Annotated in this window: 15 protein-coding genes; 12 read left to right on the top strand and 3 right to left on the bottom strand. The window is 73.5% G+C overall.

Annotation, left to right across the window (positions count from 1 at the left end; all coding sequences use genetic code 11):
* Positions 1 to 131: 131 nt before the first annotated feature.
* A complete protein-coding gene (locus tag BS75_RS02315) occupies positions 132 to 1,541 on the bottom strand; it encodes a hydrolase (protein ID WP_034086991.1) in 1,410 nt (469 codons plus the stop codon).
* 120 nt (positions 1,542 to 1,661) lie between these two features.
* Positions 1,662 to 2,873, bottom strand: coding sequence for an eCIS core domain-containing protein (locus tag BS75_RS47685; protein WP_052069112.1), 1,212 nt, complete (start codon positions 2,871 to 2,873; stop codon positions 1,662 to 1,664).
* Positions 2,874 to 3,140: 267 nt separating this feature from the next.
* Here BS75_RS47685 and BS75_RS02305 point away from each other — a divergent pair, with 267 nt between their 5' ends.
* The 4 genes from BS75_RS02305 to BS75_RS49050 all read left to right on the top strand — a co-directional run bounded on the left by BS75_RS02305 (position 3,141) and on the right by BS75_RS49050 (position 5,880).
* Positions 3,141 to 4,742 (top strand): phage tail sheath family protein, encoded by a 1,602-nt coding sequence (locus tag BS75_RS02305; protein ID WP_034086990.1) that lies wholly within the window; start codon positions 3,141 to 3,143, stop codon positions 4,740 to 4,742.
* A 66-nt stretch (positions 4,743 to 4,808) separates the two neighbouring features.
* On the top strand, positions 4,809 to 5,255 hold the full coding sequence (locus tag BS75_RS02300; RefSeq protein WP_034086989.1) for a phage tail protein: 447 nt from the start codon (positions 4,809 to 4,811) through the stop codon (positions 5,253 to 5,255).
* Entirely contained in the window at positions 5,255 to 5,725 is a 471-nt protein-coding gene (locus BS75_RS02295) for a hypothetical protein (RefSeq protein ID WP_034086988.1), read from the top strand. Before BS75_RS02300 ends, BS75_RS02295 begins: the two co-directional genes overlap by 1 nt.
* Positions 5,722 to 5,880: a DUF6760 family protein gene (locus tag BS75_RS49050; RefSeq protein ID WP_169790791.1), complete on the top strand. Its 159-nt coding sequence runs from the start codon at positions 5,722 to 5,724 to the stop codon at positions 5,878 to 5,880. Before BS75_RS02295 ends, BS75_RS49050 begins: the two co-directional genes overlap by 4 nt.
* Positions 5,881 to 8,143: 2,263 nt before the next feature.
* Here BS75_RS49050 and BS75_RS02290 read toward each other — a convergent pair.
* Positions 8,144 to 8,497, bottom strand: a complete 354-nt coding sequence (locus tag BS75_RS02290; protein ID WP_152645980.1) for a hypothetical protein — start codon at positions 8,495 to 8,497, stop codon at positions 8,144 to 8,146.
* Between the two features lie 169 nt (positions 8,498 to 8,666).
* Here BS75_RS02290 and BS75_RS47680 point away from each other — a divergent pair, with 169 nt between their 5' ends.
* The 8 genes from BS75_RS47680 (at position 8,667) to BS75_RS02250 (ending at position 16,558) form a co-directional block, all read left to right on the top strand.
* Positions 8,667 to 9,101, top strand: a complete 435-nt coding sequence (locus BS75_RS47680) for an extensin (protein WP_152645981.1) — start codon at positions 8,667 to 8,669, stop codon at positions 9,099 to 9,101.
* A 61-nt stretch (positions 9,102 to 9,162) separates the two neighbouring features.
* On the top strand, positions 9,163 to 9,600 hold the full coding sequence (locus tag BS75_RS02280) for a phage tail protein (protein ID WP_034086985.1): 438 nt from the start codon (positions 9,163 to 9,165) through the stop codon (positions 9,598 to 9,600).
* Positions 9,601 to 10,317, top strand: a complete 717-nt coding sequence (locus BS75_RS02275) for a CIS tube protein (RefSeq protein ID WP_034086984.1) — start codon at positions 9,601 to 9,603, stop codon at positions 10,315 to 10,317. It abuts the gene before it with no gap.
* Positions 10,317 to 12,173 (top strand): VgrG-related protein, encoded by a 1,857-nt coding sequence (locus BS75_RS02270; RefSeq protein ID WP_034086983.1) that lies wholly within the window; start codon positions 10,317 to 10,319, stop codon positions 12,171 to 12,173. Before BS75_RS02275 ends, BS75_RS02270 begins: the two co-directional genes overlap by 1 nt.
* On the top strand, positions 12,173 to 12,613 hold the full coding sequence (locus BS75_RS02265; protein WP_034086982.1) for a GPW/gp25 family protein: 441 nt from the start codon (positions 12,173 to 12,175) through the stop codon (positions 12,611 to 12,613). Before BS75_RS02270 ends, BS75_RS02265 begins: the two co-directional genes overlap by 1 nt.
* Complete coding sequence (locus BS75_RS02260) at positions 12,613 to 14,571, top strand: putative baseplate assembly protein (protein ID WP_034086981.1); 1,959 nt, start codon at positions 12,613 to 12,615, stop codon at positions 14,569 to 14,571. The genes BS75_RS02265 and BS75_RS02260 overlap by 1 nt, the downstream gene beginning before the upstream one ends.
* A complete protein-coding gene (locus BS75_RS02255) occupies positions 14,568 to 15,158 on the top strand; it encodes a phage tail protein (RefSeq protein WP_034086980.1) in 591 nt (196 codons plus the stop codon). Before BS75_RS02260 ends, BS75_RS02255 begins: the two co-directional genes overlap by 4 nt.
* Positions 15,155 to 16,558: a discoidin domain-containing protein gene (locus BS75_RS02250; RefSeq protein ID WP_034086979.1), complete on the top strand. Its 1,404-nt coding sequence runs from the start codon at positions 15,155 to 15,157 to the stop codon at positions 16,556 to 16,558. The genes BS75_RS02255 and BS75_RS02250 overlap by 4 nt, the downstream gene beginning before the upstream one ends.
* Positions 16,559 to 16,616 lie beyond the last annotated feature (58 nt).

Below are 16,616 nucleotides of genomic sequence, written 5' to 3'. Positions count from 1 at the left end.
CAGGCTCCGGAAGAGCACACCCCCGGCATCGTGCCCTGGACGAGGAGTCAGCCGGGGCGGAAGAAGCAACCGATGCGTACTGAGAGCAGGGAGATCACGATCCGAAGATGCAATGACTACGACCTGAAGGCTCAGACGGTGAAGGTCAGGCCGTAGATGCGGACCGAGTAGCTGAGGCTGCCGAAGAAGACCCAGTGGCCCGGGGTGGTGCAGGTCGGGTTCTGCGGCCAGCCGGAGCCCTGGAGATCGGCGGAGGCGCAGGCGGTGCCCGAACCGACGCTGATCCCGATGCCGTCCATCCAGCTTCCGGTGCCGGGCTTCCCGATGTAGAGGTCGCCGCCGTCGACCGCGCACAGCCAGCTCGACCGCTCCCAGCCGGTGTTCGTGTCGTAGCCGTTGGCGCAGACGCCACCGGTGCCGGACACCGCGAGGTCGAGGCCCTCGATGGGCAGGGTCGCCGCGGTGGTGCCGGCCAGGGAGCTGTCGCAGACCGGCTTCTGCCAGCCGATGTCGCTCACGTAGGCGCGGTAGCAGATGTGTCGGCCCATGGCGGAGCCCGCGTTCCCGCCGAGGGAGGCGTTGAGGGCGGCGACGGCCTGCCCTGCGGTCACGATCGTCGGCGAGGCCTTCGGGGTCGGCGCGCCACCGCCACCGCCGCCTCCGGACGACGACGCCGCCCGGGTCGCGCTCGCGCTCGCGGTCGGCGTCGGGGCGGCTGCGGCCGTCGTCGCCACCGCCGTCGGCGAGGGCGGCGGCAGCTCCGTGGCCGCGACCGGCGCCACCTGCTCCTGGGCCAGGCTCTGCACGTGCGGCTGGAAGGCCACCCAGAGCAGGACGAAGGCCACCGCGAGGGTGGCGAGCAGGCTGACCACGGTGAGCAGCCAACGGGGCATCACCCGCTGCTGGACGTAGTTCCCGGCGACGGCGAGCGGCTCGGCCCCCGAGCGCAGCACGGAGAGGGCGAAGGGGCGGGTCTCCTTCTGTCCGAACCAGGTGATCCGGTGCGGTCGGAGCGTGGTCCGGACGAACGCCGCCCGGCCGGGCTCGATCTGCACATTGCCGGGGTGGATCTCGTAGGAGAGCTGCTCCCGGTTGTCGCCCCCGGTGATCGACGCGGTGAGCCTGACATTGCCCAGGTTGTCCACGGCGAGCCGGGGCCGCCCGCGGAACCGGCCCCGGCAGGTCGGCGGCACCAGTTCGGCCCGGACCTCGGTGAAGGGAGTGACCGTCAGATTGCCCTCGGGGACGGTGGTCGCCTCCGGGTGCTCGGTGGGGATGATCTGGACCGCGTACGGGTTGGGCCCGGCCGTCGCGTCCGGGCTGCGGGGCGGGGTGAAGACGAGCTGCACCGTGCCGGTGGTCCCCGGATAGAGCCGGATCGTCGGCGGCTCCACGGTGGTCCAGGGTGCGACCGGGCCGACCGGCACGATCCGGTACTCGTCCACGACGTCGCCGGTGTTGCGCAGCCGCAGTCGTACGGTGGCGGTGCCGCCGGGGTCCACCGTGGTGGACGCGGGTTCCAGGGAGGTCCAGATACTCACCCCCCGGACGCTAACCGGAGGTCGGACGAGCGGTCAGCAGGCTCCGGGGTAGAGCCGCTGCCCCGGCGGACGGTGCCGGCTGCCCTTCCGGGCCCGCCGCCGTCCGCCGGGGCAGCCGCCTCAGGACGCGTTGGCGCCGGCCCCGCCCGCCGCCGGGCGGCCGTCGCTGCGGTCGACCACGTGGAGCACCGTGACCGGGGCGGAGGCCAGGGCGACCCAGCCGTCCTCCGAGACCGAGCCCTTGGTCAGGTAGTACGTGTTGATCATCACCACGACCACGCCCCGGCCGCCGCGCCGGCTGAACTGCCGGCTGATGTACGGGTCGGTGCTGAACTCCGGGTGCCTGCGGCCGTTGTGCACCTGGTCCGCGGCCTGCCGCTGGCTGGGGGCGGCCGTGTTGGCGTCGGCGGACCGCCCGCCGGCGGACCCGTGCGCCACCATCGCGTTGATGTCCTCCATCAGCGCCCCCCGGTACAGGGTGACGTTGACGTTCGCCCCGGTGGCCACCGCGTGCGCGACCTCGCCCTCGGAGGTGGCCGCGGGCAGGCTCGACTGATGGGCGGTGAGGTTGTCCTCGGAGCTGTAGTCGCTGTCGCTCTCGTGGAGGTTGCTGGCGGTGGTCGCCGAGTAGTTCACCCGCTGCACCGCCATGGTGCCCGGGTCGTCCGCCCGGGTCGCCGCACCCTCCTCGGCGGCCCGCTGCACCGGCACCGGGCCCTGCATCACCCGGGTGGCGTTGGCCTCGGCCGCCCGCTCGAAGCGGTCCGACGGGTCGCTGACACTGACCCCGCCGCCGTTGTCGGTGCCGGCCACCGGACCGTTGCGCTGCTGGATCACGTGCGTCAACTCGTGCGCCAGGGTGTGCTTGTCGGCCCCGCCCTGGCCGATCACCACGTGGTTGGCGACGGTGTAGGCGCGGGCCTCCAGCTCCTGGGCCGAGCGCTGGGCGGCGAGGCCCGTGTGCACCCGGACGTCGGACAGCGGCTCGCCGAGCCTGGCCTCCATCTCGGTCCGGACCGGCTCGTCCAGCGCGCGTCCCGGGGAGCTGATCACGTCGCCGACGGAGGAGCGCTGGAGCTGCGGCCGGTCGTGGCCGCAGCCCGCGCCGTGGGCGTGCTGCTCCTCCTCCGCCGCGCGCTGCGCCTGCGCCGACCGCTGCGCCTGCACCAGGTGCGCGACGGCGGCGTTGCCCGCGGTCCGCTGCAGGGCGAGCAGCGACTGCGCGGAGCCGGGCACGGCGACCGGCGACGCGGCCGCCGGGCCGGCGGCGGAGCGCAGCGGGAGCGCGCGACCCGTCCCCCCGGCCTTCTCCGTCTGCTCCTGGGCGTGCATGTGGCGGCTCCTCGACGAGCTGGTGTCCGTGTGCGGCTCTCCGGATACTGCCTACGCGCTCCGGCCCGGCGGGGGAAGGGACTTCGGGGCAGTCCTGGGGGCAACTCCGGGCGCTGCGACCGCCGGCACCCCACTCGCGGGCAGGGCCAAGTGGCCGCTCGGGCACCGGATGTGCCCCCGGTCAGGTCCCGGAGGACCTGACGCGGGCGCGCTTCGCGCGGGAAGAGTGGGGAACGTACCTGTCTCGTACTCCGAGGAGCACCCAGCATGCCGTCGTACCTGTCACCTGGCGTTTACGTCGAGGAGGTGGCCAGCGGCTCCCGCCCGATCGAGGGCGTCGGCACCTCGGTGGCGGCCTTCGTCGGGCTCGCCCCGTCCGGACCGCTCAACGAACCGACGCTGGTGACCAACTGGAGCCAGTACGTCGCGGCGTTCGGTGACTTCACCGACGGGTACTACCTGGCGCACTCGGTCTACGGCTTCTTCAACAACGGCGGCTCCGCCGCCTATGTGGTCCGGGTCGGCGGCGTCCACGGCGGCGAGAGCGGAGCCTCCGGCAGCGGCCGCGACGCGGCGGCGGTCGGCCGCCGGACCCCGGCGGCACTGCCCCCGGGCGAGCCGCAGCAGCTCGGCGCCTTCAAGGTCTCGGCGCTCGCGGTCGGCGAGAGCGGCGGCCTCAGCGTCGAGGTCGCGGACGCGGAGGGCGAGGGCCCGGCGGACCGCTTCAAGCTGGTCGTCAGGGACGGCGACACGGTCGCCGAGAGCTTCGACGTGACGGCGAAGAAGGGCAACAGGTCCTACGTCGTCACCCAGGTCAAGGAACGCTCGAAGCTGATCACCGTGCAGGAGGCCGCTCCGGCCGCGCAGGTGGTCCGACCGGACAACCAGACCGTGGCGCTGGCCGCGCCGGTGGCGGCGGCGGAACCCGCGCCGGCGCCCGCCGCCCAGGGCAGCGCCCCGATCGGCGCCGGGGACTACCTCGGCGACTCGGCCGACCGCACCGGCTTCGGCGGCCTGGAGGCGATCGAGGAGATCTCCATGGTCGCCGTCCCCGACCTGATGGCCGCCTACCAGCGCGGGTCGATCGACCTGGAGGCGGTCAAGGCCGTCCAGCTGGGTCTGATCGCGCACTGCGAGCTGATGGGCGACCGGCTGGCGCTGATCGACCCGCCGCCCGGGCTCAACGCCCGCCAGATCCGGGTCTGGCGGCAGGAGACGTCCAACTACGACTCCAAGTACGCGGCCCTGTACTACCCGTGGATCAAGGTGTTCGACCCGGCCACCGGCCAGGCGCGGCTGGTGCCGCCGAGCGGCCACGTGGCCGGCGTCTGGGCCCGCAACGACTCCGAGCGCGGCGTGCACAAGGCCCCGGCCAACGAGGTGGTGCGCGGCGCGGTCGATCTGGAGATCCAGATCACCCGCGGCGAGCAGGACCTGCTCAACCCGATCGGGGTCAACTGCATCCGCACCTTCCCCGGCCGCGGCATCCGGATCTGGGGCGCGCGCACCCTCTCCTCCGACCCGGCCTGGCGCTACCTGAACGTCCGCAGGTACTTCAACTACCTGGAGGAGTCGATCCTGATCGGCACCCAGTGGGTCGTCTTCGAGCCGAACGACGACGCGCTGTGGGCGAGGATCCGGCGCAACATCTCGGCCTTCCTGGTCAACGAGTGGCGCGGCGGCGCGCTCTTCGGCGCCCGGCCGGAGGACGCCTTCTACGTCAAGTGCGACGAGGAGACCAACCCCACCGAGTCGGTGGACGTCGGACGGGTCGTCTGCGAGATCGGCATCGCGCCGGTCAAGCCGGCCGAGTTCGTGATCTTCCGGCTGGCCCAGTTCTCGAGCGGCGGCGGTGAGCTGGACGAGTAGCCGTACCCACGGCCCGGTCCGGTCCAGCCCAACCCGCCCAGTCAGTAGAAGGACAGTTCAGAGACGATGAGTAGTCTGCAAACCGGTGATGCCCTCGCGGCACACAACTTCGGCCTCCAGATCGACGGCGTCCTGGTCGAGTACCTCCAGGAGGTCAGCGGCCTGAGCATGGAACAGGACGTCATCGAGTTCCAGCAGGTGTCCGCCCAGGGCAAGCCCATGATCCGGAAGATCCCCGGCGCCAAGAAGGCCGGCACCTGCACGGTCGTGCGCGGGATGAGCCAGTCGAGCACCTTCACCGACTGGATCAACCAGTCGATGGCCGGCAACATGGCGATGGCCCGGAAGAACGCCACCATCATGCTGATGGACTTCCAGAACAACACGGTGAAGCGCTACGACCTGCGCAACGCCTGGTGCAGCAAGGTCGACACCAGCTCGTCCAAGGCGGGCGAGGCGTCCGCCGTCACCGAGTCCGTGACCATCACCTACGAAGAACTGGTCATGGGCTGATGCGTCGTTCGGCTCCCGGGCTGCCGGCCGCCGCCGCCGAATCCGTGGCGGCGGCGGCCTTGCCCGGGGAGTTGGCCCCGGAGCCGTCGCTCCGGCGGCAGCTGCAGACGGAGTTCGCGTTCGAGCTGCCCCGGGGATACGTCGACGAGTCCGGGACCGTGCACCGGGACGGCGTGATGAGGTTGGCGACCGCCCGGGACGAGCTGGTCCCGCTGCGGGACGTCCGGGTGCAGGAGAATCCCGCGTACCTGTCGGTGGTGCTGCTGGGCCGGGTGATCACCCGCCTGGGCAGTCTGCCGATCGTCCACGACGGGGTGGTGGAGAACATGTTCGCCTCCGACCTCGCCTTTCTGCAGGACTTCTACCGCCAGGTCAACGCCGAGGGGCACACCCGTGCCGGAGTGACCTGTCCGCACTGTTCACAACCGTTCGAGGTCGAGCTCGGCGGGAGCCGCCTGGGGGAATCGTGACGTACGCGACCGACCGGATCCATGAGGAGATCGCGTACATCGCCTACCACTTCCACTGGAACCTGGAGGACATCCTGGACCTCGAACACCGCGACCGACGCCAGTACGCCGAGCAGATCGGCTCCCTGGTCACCCGGGCCATGGCGGAGCGGTAGCGGCGGACATGGGACTACTCGACCGGTGGCGGGGACGCCCGCCCGAGCAGGCCGTGGGACCGGACGGCCACGAGGACGGTCCGGCTGCGTCTGCGGCGGACGGCTCGACCCGACCGCCGCGCCCGGCGGCGCGCGCCGAGTGGGTCGGCCTGCCGCCGATCCAGCGCGTCAGCGCCCGGGGCCCGGCCTCGGGAGCGGTGACCGACGCCGGCTTCGGCGGCACCCTGGCAGCCCTGCAGAACCACTCCTTCGCCGGGACGCTCTCCCACGCCGTGCTCGACGACGCGCCCGGAGGGCTGCTCAGCGGCGTGCTCGCAGCGTCGGCCGGACCGGTCGCGGGACTCGAACTGCCCTCGCTGACCCTGCCGGTGGCCCTTCCGGCACCCGAGGACGCAGGGTCTGCCCCGGCGGTCCGGTCCACCCGGATCGTCCAGCGCGCCGTACTGCCGAGGGGCCCTCGGGTCACGCCGGTCACGCCGGTCGCTCCGCCCGTCCGTCCGGCCCGAGCGGCCGCGCTGACCAGGGCGAGCCGGACCGCGACGGTTCAGCGGGTGCTGCCGGCCGTGGCCCGGCCGGCGTCGGCGGAGTCGGCTTCGGCGGTGGCTGCGGAAGCGGCTGCGAAGCCCGCCGCAGAGCCGGTTGCGGCTGCGGCTGTGGTTGCGGCAGTGGGTGCGGAGCCTGTTGCAGCTGTGGTCCCGCAGGGCAGCGCTGCCGTCCAGCGGGCGGTCGGCCCGGCTCGGACGGACGCTGCGACGCCCGGCGCCGACCGCGCTTCGCGGACCCCGGCAACCCACGCCGACAGTGGCTTCACGACGGCTCCGGACGCACCGGTGGCCCCTGTTCCCGGCCCCGTCACTGCCCCTGTCGCCGGACCGGTCGTGCGGCCGCCCGTGCAACGCAGCGTGTCCAGCGCGGTGCCGGCGAGCACCACCCGGTCGGCGGGGCCACGACGGGTCGGACTCGGGGCACCCATCCAGTCGGCCGCTGCCGCTCCCGTCGTTTCCCGCGCCGTCCAGGCTCCTGGCACGGGTACGCCGGTGACGCCGTCGCCGAGCGCTGCCCGAACGCCGGACGCCGCTGCCCCGCCACAGGCGGAGGCACAGGCACAGGCACAGCGCCACCGGCCCTTGCTGGGCGCGCCACTGACCACGCCGCCCACGGACACGGAGCCGCTGGCCGGAAAGCCCCCGGCTGTGGCTGCTGCTGCGGCTGCGGCTGCGGTGGTGAGGAACGGCGCTCCTCCCGTCGCCGTCCAGCGTGCGACTGCCGCCACGCCGGGACAGCCGGGCGTTCGGCCTGTCCGGGCGTCAGGAGACGTCGGCCGCCCGGTGGCGGGGGACGGGCACGCCGCTGCGGCAGCGCCGTCGGCGGCCGTGGTGCCGACGTCTCCGGTCGGCGACCGCCGGGACACCGCACGGCCTGCACCGGCGACCCCGAGCGCCTCGGTGGTGCCCACGCCCACGCCCACGCCCGCGCACACAGTCGCGGTGCAGCGCGAGACCACGACCCCGACACCATTGGCCCCGACACCATTGGCCCCAGCAACATTGGCCCCAGCGCCATTGGCCCCGGCGGAGCCCTCAGCGGGGCCCGCGCAGGCGTCCGGACGGAGCGAGCGTCGAGTCGTCTCCACCCCGCGCCCGGCGCGTCCGTTGGCGTCGGCGAGGCCGCTGACGTCCGCGCTGCCGAGCACCCTCGCCGCCGCGACGTCCGTGCGGACGGCCCCGGTCGCGGTGCCGCTGCGTCCCGTCGTCCAGCGACAGCAGCCGGTCCCGGTCCCGGCCACGGCCCCTCGGCCGGTCCAGCAGCGGGGGCCCGAGCAGCCGAGTGCGTCGGGGAACACCACCGCACCGGCCCCAACCAGCCTTCTCCGCAGTGCGGTTCAACGACTGGCGATTGCCGCGCGGCGCGGCGACGGGCCGGGGCCGGCAGCGTCGGCGAGCCCGTCGACCGTCTCGCCCGCTGCGTCGCCTGCTGCGCCGTCCGCCGCGCCGGACGCGCGGGCGGTCCGCCGGGCAACGCCGGCGCCCCGGGCGACGCCGCCCGTCCACACCCCGATTCAGCGCTCGGCCGCTGCCCCAGCGGCGCGCGACTCGGCAACCGAAGCGGCGCCGGTCCGCCACGCATCCGCGACCGCAGCCGGTGAACCGACGTCGCCCGCAGCGCCTCGTCGTCCCGGAGCAGCAGGCACGCTGCTCCGGGACACCGCCGGAGCCGGAGCTGGCGCCCGCAGCACCGCGCAGCTCGCCATCGGCACCGCTGCTCAGCGGTCCGCTGCACTGCCGGTGCAGCAGGCGACCGCCACGCCGCCCGTGGCAGCCCCGGTCCAACGCGCCACCGGAGCCGCGACCCGGCTGCCCACCGTGCCTCCGGTGCAGCCGACATCGACATCGGCACCGGCTGCCGCCGTGGCGCCGTCGGCGGCACCGTCGGTGCAGCGCAGCGCTGCCGCGTCGGCCCAGGCAGCGGCCACGCGCCCGATACCGTCGTCCGCCGTCCCGTCGCCGGTGCAGCGCCTCGCTGCCGCGCCCGACTCGGCAGCGGGCCTGCCTCCGGTACTGTCGTCCGCTCCCGCGTCGTCCGCCGTACCGTCGGTGCAGCGCTTCGCTGTCGGCACGGTCCCGGCACCCGGCATGCCTCCGGGAGGGCTGTCCTCGCCGTTGGCGGCACCGTCGGTGCAGCGCAGTGCTGCCCTGCCCGTCCAGGCGCCCGGCACGTCCTCGGCACCGCAGCCGTCCGTCTCACCGGCCGTTTCACCGTCCGCCCCGGCTTCCGCTTCGCTGCCGGTGGAGCGCATCGCTGTCGGCGCGCCCCCGGCACCGATGGTGCTGCCGGTGCAGCGGGCATCGGCCTCGCCCTCGCCCTCCGCAACGCCTCCATTCCCAGGCTTCACGGCTGCCGCGCCGCGCTCCGCCTTCACCGTCCAGCGCAATGACGCGCCCGGGCCCGGCCCCTTGCCGGCCCGCGCCTCCACTTCCGCCGCGACCTCGACCTCGACCTCGACTTCCACGTCCGCCTCCGCCTCCGCCTCCAAGGGCAAGGACAAGGACAAGGACGAGAAGGCCAAGGAGCAGGGCGCCGAGTTCGACGCCCGCAAGCTCAGCGACGGGCAGTTGGACGAGCTGACGCACCGCCTGATCAGCCCGCTGACCCGGCTGCTGCGCGCCGAGCTCAGGCTGGACCGGGAACGCATCGGGCGCCTGCGCGATCCACGCCGCTGAGCCCGCGACACCACATGACCTCCGACGCACCCGCAGTTGCCCGCAGAAAGGCCCACCGCCGATGACCAGCCCACAGGACCCGGGGTCCACCGTCTTCTTCACCCTGACCATCGACGGGAAGAGCCTGGGCGCCTTCAACGGTTGTGAGGGGCTCTCCTCCCAGGTCGAGGTCGAGCAGCACCAGGAGGGCGGCAACAACGGCTTCGTCTGGCAGTTTCCGAGCCGGGTGAGCTTCACCAACATCCGGCTCACCCGCCCGCTCACCCAGGACACCGCCAAGGTGGCCGCGTGGATCTCCACCATCCCCACCGGGATCGACCGTCCCACCGCGCAGATCTCCGCCATGCGCGCGGACGGCTCGATCGTGGCGCGCTGGGGTCTGATCGACGTGCTGCCGGTCAGCTGGCAGGGGCCGTCCCTCGACCCGGCCAACCCCGGCGTGGCCACCGAGGTTCTGGAGATCACCCACCACGGCTTCACCGATGCGGGGGCGGCGTAGATGGCCCAGGCCGGCACGGGGCAGAGCCTGATCCACGCCAAGCTGGAGATCCACGAGCCGCCGCTCGGCTACAGCACCACCCCGGGCGCAATCACGGATGAATTCGAGTTCGACTTCAACCCCACCCAGCTGGTGCTGAGCCGCCGCGCGCTGTGGAAGACCACGCCGACGGCTGCGGTCCGCGACGGCGCGCTGCCGGAGTTCATGGGGCCCGAGCCGCGTGAGATGGAGGTCGACGTCTTCCTGGACAACTCGCACGACCCGGGCGGCACCGACCTGCTGAAGAAGGTCGAACTGCTCTTCTCCTGCTGCGAGGTGACCGAGAACAGCATCGACGCCAACCAGCCGTCCACCCCCTGGGTGGTCTTCCAGTGGGGGTCCTTCACGACCGCCCGCTTCACCGCCTTCGTCAGCTCGGTCACGGCCAGCTACACCCTGTTCAGCAGCACCGGGGTGCCGATCCGGGCCCGCTGCAAGCTCAGCCTCAACGAGATCCCCACCAAGACCGCAGGGCAGAACCCGACCTCCGGCGCGCTCACCGCCCGCCGGGTGCACCGCGTCGTCGCGGGCGACTCGCTGCAGTCGCTCGCCTGGCGCGAGTACGGGAACGCCGGCGTGTGGCGCGCCATCGCCGAGGCGAACGGCATCGACGACCCGGCGCGCGTTCGGCCCGGCACGGAACTCGTGCTGCCGGCCGCCGAGGAGGTGAGCCGCTGATGGCCGAGGCCGCTTTCTCCAACATCTTCCATGTCGTCGTCGGCGGCGTGACGCTCCACGAGGACCTGGCCAAGCTGCTGGTCGAGGGCTGGGTGGACCTCGGGGCCGGCGTGCCGGGGGCGTTCCAGCTCTCCTTCCGCGACCCGGCCAGGGAACTGCTCAACCTGGCGGGCATCGACATCGGCGTGCCCGTGGTGCTGGCCCCGGTCGCCGACGGCGAGGGCGCGACCACGCCGCTGCTGACCGGTGAGGTGACCGGGCTGGAGGCCGACTACGACGGCACCGGCACCTTCACCATCGTCCGCGGCTACGACTTCGGCCACCGGATGCTGCGGCAGCGCCGGGTCTTCGCCTACCACGACATGACCGCCGCCGACATAGCCCGCCACCTGGTGGGCCTGGACAAGATCCTGATCGGCGAGATCACCGACACCGGCACCGTCTACCCGTTCATCACCCAGGCCAATGTCACCGACTGGGACTTCCTCTCCCGGCTCGCCGACGAGAACGACATGGTGATGTCGCTGAGCCCCATGGGCAAGTTCCAGTTCGTCCGTCGGACTCCTGCGGCCGGCGCGCCCTCGTCCGGTGGTAGTGACAGCAGCCCGAAGGTGCTGAAGGCACGCCGCGACATCCTCCGCTGCCGGATCGCGGTCACCTCCGCCGACCAGGTCAGCGAGGTCGAGGTGCGCGGCTGGGACGTCACCGCGAAGAAGACCGTGAGCGAGGAGGCCGAGGCCGACGCCAACCAGGGGATCAGCATCGGCACCACCCCCGGCAGGGTCGCCGCCAAGTTCGGCAGCGCCAAGCTGGTCGAGACCGACACGCCCTACGACAAGGACGGCCAGGTCAAGAAGGCCGCCGCCGCGCTCGCGGACGATGTGACCGCCGCCTTCGCCGAGGTCGAGGTCACCGTGCGCGGCAACCCGGCGATGCGGCCGGGAGTCCCGGTGGCCCTCGCCGACGTCGGCCACCCCTTCGAGGGCAAGTACACGGTCACCGCCGCCCGCCACGTGTTCGGCATGAACGGGCCCTACCGGACCTGGGTGACCGTCAGCGGCCGGCAGTGGCGCTCGCTGTACGGGCTCGCCTCCGGCGGCAGCAGCAGTGCCCCGCGACTGCCCGGCGTGGCCAACGCCCTGGTCACCGACATCAAGGACCCGCTCTTCCAGGGCCGGGTCAAGCTGCGTTTCCCCTGGCTGGACGACGCCTACGTCAGCGACTGGACCCGCACCGTCCAGTTCGGCGGGGTGCGCGGCGGGGGAGTGATCGCCCCCGACGTCGGCGACGAGGTGCTGGTGGCCTTCGACCGGGGGGCGCTCGACCACCCGTTCGTCATCGGCGGGCTCTACAACGGCGAGGACCGGCCGCGTCCGAACGAGGTGCCGCTCTACAACGGCACCAGCGGCCGGATCAGTCGACACACCCTGGCCGACCGCTCCGGCAACCGGATCGACCTGCTCGACGAGCGCAACGGCGCGCGCCGCAGCGGGGTCCGGCTGAGCACCGGTGACGACCGGCTGACGGTGAATCTGGACCGCACCGGCACCAGCATCACCGTGGACAGCACGGGCAGCGTCAGCATCAAGGGCACCACCTCGGTCTCGATCGAGGCCGGCGGCGACCTGACGCTGAAGTCCGGCGGTGCGCTCTCGCTGAAGAGCGCCGGCGTCCTGGACATCGAGGCCACGGACATCAACACCAAGTCGCTCGCCTTCACCGTCAACTCGGCCGGGGTGCTGGTCCTCAACGCCGTCGGGATGACCAGCCTGACCTCCGTCGCCGACATCAACATCAAGGCCGTTGCCGTCCAGCTGGCCGGCATCGTCACTGCCAACGACAGCCCGGTGGTCTGATGCCTGAACAGTTCGTCGGCTCCGGCTGGGCGTTCCCGCTGCGGATCGGGCCCACCGGCGGCATCGCCCTGGTGAGCGGGGAGCGCGAGGTCGAGGAGGCGATCCGGCTGGTCCTGGCCACCGCGCCGGGGGAGCGGCCGATGCGTCCCGAGTTCGGCTGCGCCATCCACGACATGGTTTTCGCCCCGGTCAACGAGGCCACCGCCGGACGGATCCAGCACGAGGTGCACACCAGCCTGGACCGCTGGGAGCCGCGGATCGAGGTGCACGACGTCGCGGTGACCGCCGGGAAGGACGCCGGCGTGCTCTTCATCGACGTCCGTTACGCGATCCGCGGCACCAACAACCCGCGCAGCCTGGTCTTCCCGTTCTACGTCATCCCCTCCCACGACGAGCCCGCGTCCGGCGGACCCGGACCGGCCACCGAAAGCGACCGCTGATGGCACTGCCCTCGCCCAACCTCGACGACCGCCGCTTCCAGCAGTTCGTCGACGACGCCAAGCGCTACATCCAGCAGCGCGCCCCGGAGTGGACCGACCACAACGTCTCCGACCCCGGCGTCACCCTGGTGGAGACGGTCGCCCACATGGCGGACCAGATCGTCTACCGGCTGAACCGGGTGCCGGAGAAGAACCACCTCGCCTTCCTCGACCTGATCGGCATCACCCGGTTCCCGCCCTCGGCCGCCCGCACCGACGTCACCTTCTGGCTGTCCGCCCCGCAGCAGGAGCCGGTCCAGCTGCCGGTGGGGACCGAGGTCGCCACCGCGCGCACCGAGAGCGAGCAGGCCGTGGTCTTCGCCACCGAGCGCGATCTCACGGTGGTGCCCTGCGAGCTGCGCTACCTCGTGGTCCAGGCCGGCGGACAGCCGCTGGTCGACCGCACCGACGACCTCGCCGAGGGCAAGGACCTGCTCTGCTTCACCGAGGCCCCGAAGCCCGGGGACTGCCTGCTGTTCGGACTCAGCGCCGCCGTCCCGCACTGCGCGGCGGTGCTGACGCTCGACAGCCAGGTCGACGGCGTCGGCGTGGACCCCCGGCAGCCGCCGCTGGTGTGGGAGGCGTGGACCGAGGACGGCTGGGCGGCGTGCGAGGTCGACCGGGACAGCACCGGCGGGCTCAACCGCCCGGGCGAAGTCGTGCTCCACGTCCCCGGCGGGCACACCCTGTCCAGGACCGGGCGGCGCGAGGCCGGCTGGCTGCGCTGCCGGGTCACCGAACCCGAGCCCCAGCAGCCCTTCTACACCACCTCGCCAACGGTGCGCTCGGCCGAGGCCTACACCATCGGCGGCACGACCGGCGCCGTGCACGCCGAGACGGTGAGCGACGAGGGGCTGGGGGAGTCCACCGGACTGCCGGGGCAGCGGCTGCGGCTGGCCCACGCACCCGTGGTCGGCGACGTGCCGCCGCTGCGGCTCCAGGCCGCCGAGCGCGAGGGCTGGACCGACTGGGAGGTCGTCCCGCACTTCGCTGCCTCCGGTCCGCAGGACCGGCACCTGCTGCTGGACGCCACCACCGGGGAGATCACCTTCGGCCCCGCCGTGCGCGAAGCCGACGGCTCGCTGCGCCAGTACGGCGCGGTGCCGCCGAAGGGCGCGGTGCTCCGGGCCCGCCGCTACCGGACCGGCGGCGGCCGGTCGGGCAACGTCGCGCGCGGGGCGGTGCAGGTGCTGCGCAGCTCCGTCCCCTACGTCGCCTCGGTGGTCAACCGGGAGGCGGCCAAGGGCGGCGTCGACGGCGAGACCGTCGAGGAGGCCAAGGCCCGCGCGCCGATCACGCTGCGCGCCCAGGAGCGCGCGGTCACCCTGCGCGACTACGAGGAGCTCGCCCGGCGCGCGGCCCCCGAGACGGCGCGGATCACCTGCCTGGAGGCCGACGCGGACGAGCACGGCGCCCACGCGGTACGGGTACTGGTGGTCCCGCAGGCCGTGCCCGACCCGGGCGGGCGGCTGCGCTTCGAGCAACTGGTGCCCGGGGACCAGCTGTTGGACCGGATCACCCGCTACCTGGACGAACGGCGGCTGATCGGCACCCGGTTGGCGGTGGGCCCGCCCTACTACCAGGGAGTCACCGTCGTGGCCACGGTGCACGCCTTCCGCGGCATGGACCTGGACCGGGTCCGGCGCCAGGCGCACGACGCCCTCTACCGGCACCTCGACCCGCTCACCGGCGGCGCGCACGGGACTGGCTGGCCCTTCGGCCGACCGGTGCAGTCGGGCGAGGTCTTCGCGGTGCTCCAGCGCGTGCCCGGGGTGGAGCTGGTGGACCAGGTGCTGCTGCACCCCGCCGACCCGCTGACCGGCAAGCGCGGCGACCCGGCCGACCGGATCGACCTCGAACCGACGTCCCTGGCCTTCTCCTTCGACCACCGCGTCCGGGTGATCGGGGAGACGGCATGAGAGGGTCCATCGACGGTCTGGGCTCCTCCGCCCCGCTCGGGCCGATGCTGCCGGCCGTCTTCGCGGAGGACGAGCTGGCCCAGTCCTTCGTGGCCGGCCTGGACGAGGTCATCGCCCCGATCCTCAACGTCCTGGACTGCCTGGACGCCTACTTCAGCCCCGCGCTGGCCCCACTGGACTTCACCGCCTGGGTCGGCAGCTGGATCGGCGCCGAGACCTCGGGCCAGGAGGGCGAGTACGGCTCCGACGCGGAGCGCGCCCGGAGCGCCGCGCAGCTGCGGGCGGCGGTCGCCGCCGCCGTCCACCTGCACCGGATCCGGGGCACCCGGCAGGGCCTCGCCGAGGCGGTGGAACTCGCCTTCGGCGTGCAGCCCGAGATCACCGAGAGCGGCGGTGCCGCCTGGGACGCGCGGCCGCTCGGCCCGGTCCCCGGCGGACGCCGCCCGGAGCTGCACGTCACCGTCCGGCTCGCCGCCCCGGGCCCGGCCGACCGCCACCGGCTGGACGCCCTGGTCGCGGCGGCCCGCCCCGCCCACATGCCCTACACGGTCCAGGTGACCGCAGCCGAAAGGACCCCCGACGCGTGAGCGAGCCCCAGAACCCGGCCCGGCCCTGTGCCGAGTGCGGGACGCCCCCGATCCCCGGCCAGTCCTTCTGCGACGGCTGCGGTGCCGTCCTCCAGTGGACCCCGCCGACGCCCACGCCTCCGGCTGCACCTACGCCTCCGGCTGCGCCCGCGCCTTCACCCGTGCCCGCGCCCGCGCCTTCGCCCGCGCCCGCACCCGCGCCTTCGTCGGCCTTCACCCCCGCGCCTTCACCCGCGCCTTCGGCACCCAGCCCTGCCAAGGGAGCACCGTCGGTCCCGACGTACGCCGAGATCTCGTCAGGACTGCTGCGGGCGGCGCCCGTCGCGGACACCCCGGCCATGCCCGAGTCGGCGCCCGTGGCCCCGTCCGCCGCCGAAGCGGACACGGTGCCCAGCAACCCCGTCTTCACCCACCCCGCGCCGGGCTACCCCGCGCCGGGCTACCCCGGGCCCGCCGACGCCGGTCTCACCGAGACCGCGCCCACCGAGCAGCTGGAGCAGTCCGCCTCCGACCGGGCCAGGGCGCTGCTCGTGCCCGTGGCCGATCCGGAGCACCGGGCGCCGGAGGCCTCCTCCGTCGCCCCCGTGCTGCCGGCCCGGCCGGTCGCCTCACGGCTGCTGGTCAAGGGCCCCGACGCGAGCCTGGAGGACGAGGGCGGCACCCCGTGCCCCTGGTGCCGGACCGGCAACCGCGCGGACCGGCACTTCTGCCGCCGCTGCGCCATGCCGATGGCCGGCAACCCGGCCGACGCGGGCCGACGCCCCTGGTGGCGGCGGCTGCTCGACTACCGGAACCGCCCCGCGCCCTGGGCCGGTGACCGGCCGCGGCTGCGCCGGGGGTTCGGCCGGCTGCTGAACTGGGTGATCGGCGCGGTGATCGTCGGCCTGCTGCTGACGGCCGCCCTGAACGCGGGCACGGCGGTGCACGCGGTGGGCAACCACTTCGCCAAGCGCGTCCTGATCGAGCCCGGCTCCGAGTCGGCGTCCCACTCCTACGCGGGCCACGGTCCGCAGAACGCCTTCGACGAGGTCAGCAACACCTGGTGGGGGCCCGGGATCTCGGGGAGCGGGGAGGGCGAGTGGCTGCAGGCCGACTTCCCGCAGCCGGTGCAGCTGTTGAACCTGGTCATCACCCCCGGCGTCTCGGCCGAGCCCGACCAGCTGTCCCAGTCGGCGCTTCCGCATGTCATCCAGGCGGTCATCACCACCTCCGACGGCCGGACCAGCACCCGGAACATCACCCTCGACCAGGGCGGCGTCCAGAGCAGGAGCTTCGAGGCGAGCAACGTCACCTCGGTGCGCTTCGTCCTGCAGTCCGCCTACGGCGCGAGCGCGAGCACCCAGGTCGCCATCGCCGAGATCGAGTTCTTCGGCCCCTCCAGCGGGAGCTGGCTGCAGTGACGGCGACCGCCCCGGCCGAGGCCGGGGCGGCGCACCGCCACGTCGGCCTCGCACCGAG

It is taken from the genome of Streptacidiphilus albus JL83, from assembly GCF_000744705.1.
Lineage (GTDB): Bacteria > Actinomycetota > Actinomycetes > Streptomycetales > Streptomycetaceae > Streptacidiphilus > Streptacidiphilus albus.
The sequence above is the reverse complement of the archived record's forward strand: the minus strand, read 5'-3'. Positions and strand labels throughout refer to the sequence as shown.

Excerpts from the sequence above, each read along its gene's own strand:
- BS75_RS47685 (WP_052069112.1), bottom strand. The coding sequence starts at position 2,873 with ATGCACGCCCAGGAGCAGACGGAGAAGGCCGGGGGGACGGGTCGCGCG.
- BS75_RS02305 (WP_034086990.1), top strand. The coding sequence starts at position 3,141 with ATGCCGTCGTACCTGTCACCTGGCGTTTACGTCGAGGAGGTGGCCAGC.
- BS75_RS02300 (WP_034086989.1), top strand. The coding sequence starts at position 4,809 with ATGAGTAGTCTGCAAACCGGTGATGCCCTCGCGGCACACAACTTCGGC.
- BS75_RS02295 (WP_034086988.1), top strand. The coding sequence starts at position 5,255 with ATGCGTCGTTCGGCTCCCGGGCTGCCGGCCGCCGCCGCCGAATCCGTG.
- BS75_RS02280 (WP_034086985.1), top strand. The coding sequence starts at position 9,163 with ATGACCAGCCCACAGGACCCGGGGTCCACCGTCTTCTTCACCCTGACC.
- BS75_RS02275 (WP_034086984.1), top strand. The coding sequence starts at position 9,601 with ATGGCCCAGGCCGGCACGGGGCAGAGCCTGATCCACGCCAAGCTGGAG.
- BS75_RS02270 (WP_034086983.1), top strand. The coding sequence starts at position 10,317 with ATGGCCGAGGCCGCTTTCTCCAACATCTTCCATGTCGTCGTCGGCGGC.
- BS75_RS02265 (WP_034086982.1), top strand. The coding sequence starts at position 12,173 with ATGCCTGAACAGTTCGTCGGCTCCGGCTGGGCGTTCCCGCTGCGGATC.
- BS75_RS02260 (WP_034086981.1), top strand. The coding sequence starts at position 12,613 with ATGGCACTGCCCTCGCCCAACCTCGACGACCGCCGCTTCCAGCAGTTC.
- BS75_RS02255 (WP_034086980.1), top strand. The coding sequence starts at position 14,568 with ATGAGAGGGTCCATCGACGGTCTGGGCTCCTCCGCCCCGCTCGGGCCG.